Annotated in this window: 10 protein-coding genes and 1 pseudogene; 8 read left to right on the forward strand and 3 right to left on the reverse strand. The window is 69.4% G+C overall.

Annotated elements, in window-relative coordinates; genetic code table 11:
* Positions 1 to 145 precede the first annotated feature (145 nt).
* Together Q4F04_RS05960 and Q4F04_RS05965 are read left to right on the forward strand one after the other, a co-directional pair.
* Entirely contained in the window at positions 146 to 583 is a 438-nt protein-coding gene (locus Q4F04_RS05960) for a CoA-binding protein (protein ID WP_303368920.1), read from the forward strand.
* Between the two features lie 235 nt (positions 584 to 818).
* Positions 819 to 2,399, forward strand: coding sequence for a 2-isopropylmalate synthase (locus tag Q4F04_RS05965; RefSeq protein ID WP_303368921.1), 1,581 nt, complete (start codon positions 819 to 821; stop codon positions 2,397 to 2,399).
* 30 nt (positions 2,400 to 2,429) lie between these two features.
* Here Q4F04_RS05965 and Q4F04_RS05970 read toward each other — a convergent pair whose 3' ends face one another.
* Positions 2,430 to 2,807 carry a rhodanese-like domain-containing protein gene (locus Q4F04_RS05970; protein ID WP_303368922.1) on the reverse strand — a complete coding sequence of 126 codons (378 nt, stop codon included), beginning with the start codon at positions 2,805 to 2,807 and terminating at the stop codon, positions 2,430 to 2,432.
* 189 nt (positions 2,808 to 2,996) lie between these two features.
* Between Q4F04_RS05970 and Q4F04_RS05975 the strand changes: the two genes are divergently transcribed.
* The 6 genes from Q4F04_RS05975 to Q4F04_RS06000 are packed head-to-tail and all read left to right on the forward strand — an operon-like array spanning position 2,997 to position 9,597.
* Positions 2,997 to 4,031 carry a rod shape-determining protein gene (locus Q4F04_RS05975; RefSeq protein ID WP_303368923.1) on the forward strand — a complete coding sequence of 345 codons (1,035 nt, stop codon included), beginning with the start codon at positions 2,997 to 2,999 and terminating at the stop codon, positions 4,029 to 4,031.
* Positions 4,032 to 4,041: 10 nt separating this feature from the next.
* Complete coding sequence (mreC, locus tag Q4F04_RS05980) at positions 4,042 to 5,028, forward strand: rod shape-determining protein MreC (protein WP_303368924.1); 987 nt, start codon at positions 4,042 to 4,044, stop codon at positions 5,026 to 5,028.
* Positions 5,029 to 5,031: 3 nt separating this feature from the next.
* On the forward strand, positions 5,032 to 5,571 hold the full coding sequence (locus Q4F04_RS05985; RefSeq protein WP_303368925.1) for a rod shape-determining protein MreD: 540 nt from the start codon (positions 5,032 to 5,034) through the stop codon (positions 5,569 to 5,571).
* Between the two features lie 3 nt (positions 5,572 to 5,574).
* Positions 5,575 to 7,524 (forward strand): penicillin-binding protein 2, encoded by a 1,950-nt coding sequence (mrdA, locus tag Q4F04_RS05990; RefSeq protein WP_303368926.1) that lies wholly within the window; start codon positions 5,575 to 5,577, stop codon positions 7,522 to 7,524.
* A 10-nt stretch (positions 7,525 to 7,534) separates the two neighbouring features.
* Positions 7,535 to 8,677 (forward strand): rod shape-determining protein RodA, encoded by a 1,143-nt coding sequence (rodA, locus tag Q4F04_RS05995; RefSeq protein ID WP_303368927.1) that lies wholly within the window; start codon positions 7,535 to 7,537, stop codon positions 8,675 to 8,677.
* Positions 8,677 to 9,597 (forward strand): glyoxylate/hydroxypyruvate reductase A, encoded by a 921-nt coding sequence (locus Q4F04_RS06000; RefSeq protein ID WP_303368928.1) that lies wholly within the window; start codon positions 8,677 to 8,679, stop codon positions 9,595 to 9,597. Before rodA ends, Q4F04_RS06000 begins: the two co-directional genes overlap by 1 nt.
* 154 nt (positions 9,598 to 9,751) lie before the next feature.
* Here the strand turns inward: Q4F04_RS06000 and Q4F04_RS06005 are convergent, their stop codons facing one another.
* Together Q4F04_RS06005 and Q4F04_RS06010 are read right to left on the reverse strand one after the other, a co-directional pair.
* Complete coding sequence (locus Q4F04_RS06005) at positions 9,752 to 10,513, reverse strand: hypothetical protein (RefSeq protein ID WP_303368929.1); 762 nt, start codon at positions 10,511 to 10,513, stop codon at positions 9,752 to 9,754.
* Positions 10,510 to 10,607: pseudogene (locus Q4F04_RS06010) on the reverse strand (uracil-DNA glycosylase family protein); the annotation flags it as partial. The pseudogene Q4F04_RS06010 and the gene Q4F04_RS06005, both read right to left, overlap by 4 nt.

Genomic DNA, 10,607 nt, shown 5'->3' on the forward strand with positions numbered 1-10,607 from the left:
ACATTTACATCATGAACCTGACCACGGAACGGTCTCGTTCAGATCACTGTCCCTCGTTCCGCGACTTGCGCCCGGTTTCGACCGGGCGCTTTTTCATTTCAAGCACCGCCTGTCAATGAAAACGGAAATCCGAAGGAAGCGCAGCATGACCGCAGCCGAAATAGCCCGGATCGCGTCCGAGACCCAGACCATTGCAATCGTTGGCCTGTCCCCCAAGCGCGAGCGGCCCAGCCATGGCGTCGCCCGCTTCCTGCAAGACATGGGCTACCGCATCGTCCCGGTGAATCCCGGCCATGCGGGCGAGACGATCCTGGGCGAGACGACCTATGGCTCGCTGTCCGAGATCCCCGAATCCCTTGCCGTGGACATGGTGGACATCTTCCGCCGGTCCGAATCCGTGCCTCCCGTCGTGGACGAGGCGCTGGCCTGCCTGCCGGGGCTGAAGACGGTCTGGATGCAGATCGGCGTCATGCACGAGGGCGCCGCGGAAAAGGCCCGCGCCGCCGGGGTGACGGTGGTGCAGAACCGCTGCCCGGCGATCGACTTTCCGCGCGTCGGCGCGCGGGGTTCGCAGCGGGGCTGAGGCGAAAAGTCGCGCTTGCCCCTTTTCAACCGCGAAGGGGCGGGTATAGTCGCCGCCATGACGCGGATCATGCCCATGGCCACGACGATCGACGCAGGCACCCAGCCGGGTGCCCGTTTCGTCGTGAATCTCCGCGGTCTGCTGCTTCTTACGCTGCGCTGAGCGGGTCCGCCGGGCCGCCGCTCAGTCAAGCGCAGCGCCCGGCTTCTTCCCACGACAGCCAGAAAGAAGCACCATGACCACCACCACCACCCGCGACCCCGACCGCGTCATCATCTTCGACACCACCCTGCGCGACGGCGAGCAGTCGCCCGGCGCCACCATGTCCCATGCCGAAAAGCTGGAAATCGCCCAGATGCTGGACGAGATGGGCGTGGACGTGATCGAGGCGGGCTTCCCCATCGCATCCGAGGGCGACTTCGCCGCTGTCAGCGAGATCGCGAAGCAGGCCCAGACCTCGGTCATCTGCGGGCTGGCCCGCGCCCAGATCCCCGACATCGACCGCGCCTGGGCGGCGGTGCGCCACGCGCGCAGGCCGCGCATCCACACCTTCATCGGCACCTCGCCGCTGCACCGCGCCATCCCGAACCTGACGATGGACGAGATGGCCGACCGCATCCACCAGACGGTGACGCACGCCCGCAACCTTTGCGAGGACGTGCAGTGGTCGCCGATGGATGCCACGCGGACGGAACACGACTATCTCTGCCGCGTGGTGGAAATCGCCATCAAGGCCGGGGCCACCACGATCAACATCCCCGATACCGTGGGCTACACCGCGCCGCGCGAATCGGCCGCGCTGATCCGCATGCTGCTGGAACGGGTGCCGGGCGCCGACAGCGTGATCTTCGCCACCCACTGCCACGACGATCTGGGCATGGCGACCGCGAACAGCCTTGCCGCGGTCGAGGCGGGCGCGCGGCAGATCGAATGCACGATCAACGGCCTGGGCGAGCGCGCGGGCAACACCGCGCTGGAAGAGGTCGTGATGGCGATGAAGGTCCGCCACGACATCATGCCCTTCACCACCGGGATCGACACCAGGAAGATCATGGGCATCTCGCGCCGCGTGGCGCAGGTCTCGGGGTTCCCGGTGCAGTTCAACAAGGCCATCGTCGGCAAGAACGCCTTTCTGCACGAATCCGGCATCCATCAGGACGGCGTGCTGAAGAACGTCGAGACCTTCGAGATCATGAAGCCCGCCGACATCGGGCTGAACGAGACCAACATCGCCATGGGCAAGCATTCGGGCCGCGCCGCGCTGCGCGCCAAGCTGGCCGACCTCGGCTATGACATCAGCGCCAACCAGTTGAACGACGTCTTCGTGCGCTTCAAGGACCTCGCCGACCGCAAGAAAGAGGTCTATGACGACGACCTCGTCGCGCTGATGCAGGACAGCAGCGCCAACACCGACAGCGACTACCTGCAGGTGAAGAAGCTGCGCGTGGTCTGCGGCGGGGGAGAGCCCGCGATGGCGACCCTGACCATGGTCGTGGGCGACGAAGAACGGACCGAGGAACGGCAGGGCGACGGCCCCGTGGACGCGGCCTTCAACGCGGTGGACGCGATGTTCGACCATCACGCGACGCTGCAGCTCTACCAGGTCCATGCGGTGACCGAAGGCACCGACGCCCAAGCCACCGTCAGCGTGCGGATGGAGGAGGACGGCCGCATCGCGACCGGGCAGGCGGCGGACACCGACACGATCCTCGCCAGCGCGAAAGCCTATGTCGGCGCGCTGAACCGGCTGAAGGTGCGGCGCGAAAAGACCGCGCCCGACGCCGACACCAAGGCCGTCAGCATGTATTCCCACTGAACCGGACGGGGCGGCGCTGGCCGCCCCTTTTCATTTCTCGGTTTCCATCCCGGCATCGGCCGCCTGCTGAAAGCCGCCCAGGTTGTAGACGCTGTGATAGCCCATCTCGCTCAGCGTCTGCCCGGCCAAGGCCGCGCGCCCGCCCGAACCGCAATACAGGACCACCGGGCGCGACGGGTCGAAGGCCGGGTCGTGGTACTTGCTGTCCCGGTCGGCCCGGAACTCCAGCATCCCGCGGGACACTGCCGCCGCGCCCTTCAGCCTGCCGGTCCTGTCGATCTCGGCCGAGTCGCGCAGATCGACCAGCAGCGCGTTTTCCTGCTCGACCAGCCGCCGGGCCTCGGCGGTGTCCACCTTTGGCACGATGGCATTCGCCGCGTCGAGCATCTGTTGCACCGTCTTCGCCATGCGTCCTCTCCTTCGTGTTGGACCCCGTGGGGGACAGCCTAGCACAGGCGCCCGCCGGTCGCCCTCACCTTATGCGTGAATCCGCTTTCCCGGAGGGACGGGGTTGCCTATACGGGGCCGCGGCCGCCGCCGACCTTGGGTCGGGCAGAACGAAAAGCGGCGCCGGGCAGGCACGGAAGGGACTTCACCATGGCATTCTTCGGTCTGTTCTCGACCGACATCGCGATCGATCTGGGGACCGCGAACACGCTGATCTACGTCAAGGGCAAGGGCGTGATCCTCAGCGAGCCCTCGGTCGTGGCCTATCACGTCAAGGACGGCAAGAAGCAGGTCTTGGCGGTGGGCGAGGATGCCAAGCTGATGCTCGGCCGCACCCCCGGCAGCATCGAGGCGATCCGCCCGATGCGCGAGGGCGTCATCGCCGATTTCGACAGCGCCGAGGAAATGATCAAGCATTTCATGAAGAAGGCGATCCGGCGCAGCGCGATTTCCAAGCCCAAGGTCATCGTCTGCGTGCCCCATGGCGCGACCCCGGTCGAAAAGCGCGCGATCCGGCAGTCGGTGCTGTCGGCGGGCGCCCGCCGCGCCGGGCTGATCGCCGAACCCATCGCCGCGGCCATCGGCGCGGGGATGCCGATCACGGAACCCACCGGCAGCATGGTCGTGGACATCGGCGGCGGCACCACCGAGGTCGCGGTGCTGTCGCTGGGCGACATCGTCTATGCCCGCAGCGTGCGCGTGGGCGGCGACCGGATGGACGAGGCGATCATCAACTACCTGCGCCGCCACCACAATCTGCTGATCGGCGAAAGCACGGCCGAGCGGATCAAGACCTCGATCGGCACCGCCCGGATGCCCGACGACGGGCGCGGCGACACCCTGATGGTGCGCGGCCGCGACCTGCTGAACGGCGTCCCGAAAGAGGTCGAACTGACCCAGGCCATGATCGCCGAGGCGCTGGCCGAGCCGGTCCAGCAGATCTGCGACGCGGTGATGATCGCGCTTGAGGCGACGCCCCCCGACCTCGGCGCCGACATCGTGGACCGGGGCGTGATGCTGACCGGCGGCGGCGCGATGCTGGGCGAGATGGACCTTGCGCTCCGCGAGCAGACGGGGCTGATGGTCGGCCTTGCCGACCAGCCGATGAACTGCGTGGCGCTGGGGACCGGCAAGGCGCTGGAATACGAAAAGCAGCTGCGCCACGTCATCGATTACGACAGCTGAGGCGGCCTGAATGGCCCGCCGCGGCTATGACTATGCCAAGCCGGTGCGCCGCATCCTCGTGGCGCTTCTGGTCATGGTGCTGATGGCGGTCTTCGTCTTCTGGCGCATCGACAGCCCGCGCGCGGAACGGATGCGCGCGGCCGTCGTGGACCGTTTCCTGCCCTCGATGGACTGGGCGATGGCGCCGGTCACCGCGGCCAGCCGCATGGCCGCGAGCTTCCAGTCCTACCAGCGGCTATACGAGCAGAACCAGGAACTGCGGCGCGAGTTGCAGCGGATGAGCGCCTGGAAAGAGGCCGCCGTCCAGCTGGAACAGGAAAACGCCAAGCTGCTGGCGCAGAACAACGTCCGGCTGGACCCGGCGCTGACGGGGGTTTCGGGCGTGGTGCTGGCCGACAGCGGCACCGCCTTCCGCCAGTCGGTGCTGCTGAACCGCGGGGCGCGCGACGGCATCCTGGAAGGCTGGGCCACGATGGACGGGCTGGGCCTTGTCGGCCGCATCTCGGGCGTGGGGGAAACCACCAGCCGGGTGATGCTGCTGACCGACCCCTCCTCGCGCCTGCCGGTGACGATCCAGCCTGCGGGGCAGCGGGCGCTGCTGACGGGGGACAACACCGCCCTGCCCTATCTGGATTTCATGGAAAGCCCGGAAAACATCCGCCCCGGCGACCGCGTGATCACATCCGGCGACGGTGGGCTGTTCCCGCCGGGGCTGCTGGTCGGGCAGGCGGTCCAGACCTCGGACCGGCGGATGCGGGTGCGGCTGGCGGCGGATTACGGCCGGCTGGAGTTCCTGCGCGTGCTGCGCAGCCACCCGGCTGAGCAACTGGTGGACAGCGGCGTGCTGATCCTGCCGCCCGAGGGCCGGATGATCGGCCCGCAAATGCCGCAACCTGCCCCCACCCCCACCGACCAGGCCGCCGCGCTGGCGACCGCCCCAGCCCCTGCCCTGTCGCCCGCGCCTCAGGCCGACCGCGAAGCGCAAGCAAGCGACTGAGCCATGCCGGTCCCCTATCGCCACCGCCAGCTTCTGGGCCTGACCCTGTATCTGCTAACCTCGCTTGCGCTGATCGTCGTGGCGCTGCTGCCGCTTGCGCCCGGCCGGATCGGCTGGCCGGGGCCGGACTGGCTACTCGCCCTGACCTTTGTCTGGGTGCTGCGGCGTCCCGCGCAGGTGCCCGTGCTGGCGGTCGCCGCGGTCATGCTGATTGCCGACATCCTGACCCTGCAGCCCCCCGGCCTTGGCGCGGCCCTTGCCGTGATGGCCACCGAAGTCGCGCGGCAGCGACAGCAGCGTTGGCGCGACCAGGGATTTCTGGTTGAATGGCTGCGTGTGGCGATGCTGATGGGTCTGATGGTGCTGGCCGAGCGGGTGATCCGTACCGTGTTCCTTGTCCCCCCGACACTGGCGCCGCTGCCGCCGGCGGGGCAGGATCTTCTGCGCCTGATCGCCACGATCGGGGCTTATCCCCTTGTCGCAGCAGGGCTGTCGGTGCTCGGGCTGCGCCGCAATCGGCACGACGCCTTTGAACCTGCCTGAGCCATGAAGAAATCCGCCCGCGACATTTCCGACAGCAGCAGCAGCATCCGCCGCCGCGCCCTGATGCTGGGCGCGATCCAGGCCGCCGTGGTGGCGACGCTGGGCTGGCGGCTGAAGACGATGCAACTGGACCGCGCCGACGAGTTCCGGCTGCTGTCCGACGGCAACTCGATCAAGATCCGGCTGCTGCCGCCCGCGCGCGGGCTGATCCACGACCGCAACGGCATCGTCATCGCCGGGAACGAGGCCAATTACCGCGCCACCATCACGAAAGAAGAGGCGGGCGACCCCGCAATGGTGCTTGCCCGGCTGCGGCAGCTTGTGCCGATGACCGACACGGCAGTGGCCGCGCTACTGACGGAAATCGACAAGCGCAGCGCCATCACCCCCGTGATCGTCGCCGACCGCCTGACGTGGGACCAGTTCGCATCCATCGCCGTCAACGCCCCTGCCCTGCCCGGCGTCACGCCCGAGGCCGGCCTGTCGCGCAACTACCCGCGCGCCGGCGATTTCGCCCATGTGCTGGGCTATGTCGGTCCCGTGTCCGACTATGACCTGTCCAAGATGGAAAACCCCGACCCCGTGCTGATGCTGCCCGAGTTCCAACTGGGCAAGCTGGGCGTCGAGGCCAAGCTGGAGGACCGGCTGCGCGGCAAGGCCGGCACCCGCCGGGTCGAGGTCAACAGCGCCGGCCGCGAGATGCGCGAGTTGGAACGGATCGAGGGCCAGCAGGGCGAGACGGTGCAGATGACGCTGGACGCGGGGTTGCAGAACTTCGCTGTCCAGCGGCTGGGCGAGGAAAGCGCCGCCGCCGTGGTGATGGACGTGCGGAACGGCGACATCCTCGCCAGCGCATCGTCGCCGGTCTTCGACCCCAACCTGTTCGTGCGGGGGATTTCCGGCGCCGACTACAGGGCGCTGATGGAACATGACCACCGCCCGCTGGCCGACAAGACCGTGCAGGGGGTCTATCCGCCCGGCTCGACCTTCAAGATGGTGACGCTGCTGGCGGGGCTGGAATCGGGGCTGATCAATGCGGGCACCCGCTTTCACTGTCCCGGCCACACGACGGTCGCGGGCCGCCGCTTTCACTGCTGGAGCAGGGGCGGCCATGGCTCGGTCGCGGCGGTGGCCAGCCTCGAACGCTCATGCGACGTGTATTACTATGAACTGGCGCAGAAGATCGGGATCGAGCGCATCGCCGCCATGGCGCGGCGGCTGGGGATCGGGGTGCGGCATGAGCTGCCCATGTCCGCCATTGCCGAAGGCATCGCCCCCGACCGCGCCTGGAAGCGGGCGCGCCACGGCCAGGAATGGCATGTCGGCGACAGCATCAACGCCTCGATCGGGCAGGGCTATGTGCTGGCCTCGCCCCTGCAGCTTGCGGTGATGACCGCACGGGTCGCCACGGGGCTGGAGGTCAGGCCGCGCCTCGTCCGCGCCGTGGAAGGCGTGGTCGCCCCCGATCCGGTCTTTGCCGACCTAGGGCTGTCGCCGGCGCATCTGACCACGGCCCGTGCGGGGATGGACGCGGTGATGAACGGCGGCAGCGGCACGGCCGCGCGGGCCCGCATCCACCGGGCGGAATGGCGGATGGCGGGCAAGACCGGCACCAGCCAGGTCCGCAACATCACCGCCGCCGAACGCGCCCGCGGCGTCATCCGCAACGACCAGTTGCCCTGGAACCGCCGCGACCATGCGCTGTTCGTCTGCTACGCCCCCGTTGATGCCCCGCGCTATGCGGTGTCGGTCGTGGTGGAACATGGCGGCGGCGGATCTGCGGTGGCGGCGCCCATCGCGCGGGACATCCTGCTTTACGCGCTGGCGGGCGGGTTGCCGCCGCTGGACGCCTATCCGCCCGGCCAGCGCGACGGGATCGCCGAGATGCTGGGCCGGATGCGGCTAGCGCCCTCGCCTGTCGCGCAGGCGGGCCCCGGGCGGGCGCGGGCATGAGGTGGGCGGAATGAGCAGCTATCTCGACTACAAGCCCGACCATGCGCCGGCCGGCTGGCGCAAGATCCTGCATCTGAACTGGCCGCTGACCCTTCTTCTGGCGGCGGTGGCCTCGACCGGCTTCCTGATGCTCTATTCGGTCGCGGGCGGCCGGGCCGAGGCCTGGGTCGAGCCGCAGGTGGAACGCTTTGCCGTCGGCTTCGTCGCCATGATCGCGCTGGCCTTCACCCCGGTCTGGTTCTGGCGCTCGATCTCGGTCGCGGCCTATGTGGTCTGCCTCGGGCTGCTGCTGGCGGTGGATATCGTCGGCCACAACGCCATGGGGGCGCAGCGATGGCTGGACCTCGGGCCGATCAAGCTGCAGCCGTCGGAAATCAGCAAGATCGCGCTCGTGCTGGTGCTGGCGACCTATTACGCCTGGCTGGACCTTGCCCGCGTGTCGCGGCCCCTGTGGGTGCTGATCCCGGTGGCGCTGATCCTGCTGCCGACCGGGCTGGTGCTGGCGCAGCCGGACCTTGGCACATCGGTCATGCTGGTCGCGGGCGGGGGCATCATGATGTTCGTGGCGGGCGTCAGCCTGTGGTATTTCGCGGCCGTCATCGGCGCGGTGGGCGGGCTGGTCTTCGCGGTCATGCGCAGCCGCGGGACGGAATGGCAGTTGCTGCACGACTACCAGTACCGCCGCATCGACACCTTCCTGGACCCGACGACCGACCCGCTGGGGGCGGGCTACAACATCACCCAGGCGCAGATCGCGCTGGGATCGGGCGGCTGGTCGGGGCGCGGCTTCATGCAGGGCACGCAGAGCCGGCTGAACTTCCTGCCCGAAAAGCACACCGACTTCATCTTCACCACGCTTGCCGAGGAATTCGGCTTCGTCGGCTCGATCACGCTTCTGGGCCTTTACGCGCTGATCATCGCCTTCTGCATCTATTCGGCGATGACCAACCGCGACCGCTTCGCCAGCCTCATGACGCTGGGGATCGGGGGCACGTTCTTTCTGTATTTCGCCGTCAACATGGGGATGGTCATGGGGCTGATGCCGGTCGTGGGGGTGCCCTTGCCGATGGTCAGCTATGGCGGCACGCAGCTGATGATCCTGCTGATGGCCTTCGGGCTTGTCCAATCCGCCCATGTGAACAGGCCCCGCTGATGCGCGTCTTCTTCGCCGCCCCTGCCCGCCTCTGGGACGAATGGTCCCCCGCCCTGCGCGCCGCCTGCCCGGAAATGGAACTGTGCCGCCAGGGCGATCCTGCCAACTTCGACGCGCTGATCTATGCGCCGGGCTATCCCCGGACGGGCGAGCCGATGGACTTCCGCCCCTTCACCCGCGCCCGCGTGGTGCAAAGCCTCTGGGCCGGGGTCGAGCGGATCGTCGGCAACCGGACGCTGACCCAGCCCTTGTGCCGGATGGTCGATCCGGGGCTGGCGCAGGGGATGGCGGAATGGTGCCTCGGCTGGGCGATGCGGCTGCATCTGGGCATGGATCGGTACCAGCAGGACGGCGTATGGCGGAACGGGCTGGTGCCGCCGCTGGCGTCGGAGCGCCCGGTCACGATCCTCGGGATGGGCGAACTTGGGCGTGCCGTCGCGGCAAGGCTGCAGGGCGTGGGCTTTCCCGTCACGGGCTGGTCCGCCTCGGGCCGGGCGGTTCCGAGGGTGCGGGTGCTGGGGGCGGATGCGCTGCCGCAGGCACTGGAAGGGGCCGAGATCCTGATCTCGCTGCTGCCCGACACGCCCGACACGCGGAACCTGCTGGATGCCCGCAGGCTGGCGATGCTGCCGCAGGGTGCCTTCCTGCTGAACCCCGGACGCGGGACGGTGCTGGACGACGAGGCGCTGCTGGCCGCGCTGGACCAAGGGCGGCTGGCCCATGCCGTGCTGGACGTCTTCCGCAGCGAGCCGCTACCGCCCGATCATCCCTTCTGGGCGCATCCGGGCGTGACGGTGACGCCGCATATCGCCGCCGACACCCGTCCGGCCACGGCGGCGCCCGTCGCCGCCGAGAACCTGCGCCGCGCCATGGACGGCCGCCCGCTGCTGCATCTGGTGGACCGGGCGCGGGGCTACTGACGGCCAGCGCAGGATCATCGCCGCCAGGTTCCGTCGGCCCTCGCCGCGCAGGCTTCCTGCAGGGCAGCAAGGCGGACGGGTTGCGGGAAGGTCAGCGCGGCCTTGGGACATCGCCGCCCGAGGCGCTTGGGGAGGAGCCCCGGAAGGCGAGGCTTCAGCGCAGCCGGGGCGGCGCGTCGGGGTCGCGGCGCATGGGCGCGGGCTTCGGGACGGCCACCGCCTCGATCCGCACGGCGCCTTGCGGCAGGGGCAGGTCCTCGAAGGTGACGTCGACGCCGCCCTCGACCGGGGGCAGGAAGGCGATCAGTTCCGCCAGGGCCTTGGCGATCGCCGGCCGGTCGGGGTTGCCGGCGCCCGCCACGACGATCAGGTGCCCCTGCCGCCCGTCCTGCCAGTCCACGCCCACCAGCGCCGCGCCCGCCACCATCCCCGCCATGTCGCCCAGCCGGGCGGCAAGCGGCTCGGCCACCGTCCCGACCGCATCGGGGCGCGGCGGGATCAGGCGGCGGGGGGCGGCCTCGCCCGCCTCGGGCGTCTCGGACAGCGCGGCGATCAGCCAGCCCAGCGCGCCCGCGTCCAGCAGCATCTCGGAGGGGCGGCCGGGGTTGACCAGCAGGCCCCGGCCCGCCCCGGCCAGTTCCCGCGCCAGCACCCGGCCGGGCAGCGAGACATGGGCCACCGGCCCGCCGAGGAACCCGGCAAGCGCGGCCTCGTCGTCGGAGGCCAGCGCCACCGCGCCGCCGGGCAGGTCGAACATCCGCAGCTCGGCCCGGTCGCCCGCAGGCTCGGCCACAAGGGCCGCGTGCAGTTCCGTGTCCGCCAGCCGCCGCAGCATCGCCGCGCGCTGCACCGGCCCTGCGTCGTGAAAGGGCACATGCGCGCAAAGGCGGTCGAGTTCGGTCTGGGGCGTCGTCACAGCACCTCGGCCAGCGTGCGGCGCAGTTCGGGGACCAGCTCGGCCTCGAACCACGGGTTGCGTTTCAGCCAACCGGTATTCCGCCATGACGGGT

It is taken from the genome of Paracoccus sp. (in: a-proteobacteria) (genome assembly GCF_030536915.1).
Taxonomy (GTDB): domain Bacteria; phylum Pseudomonadota; class Alphaproteobacteria; order Rhodobacterales; family Rhodobacteraceae; genus Paracoccus.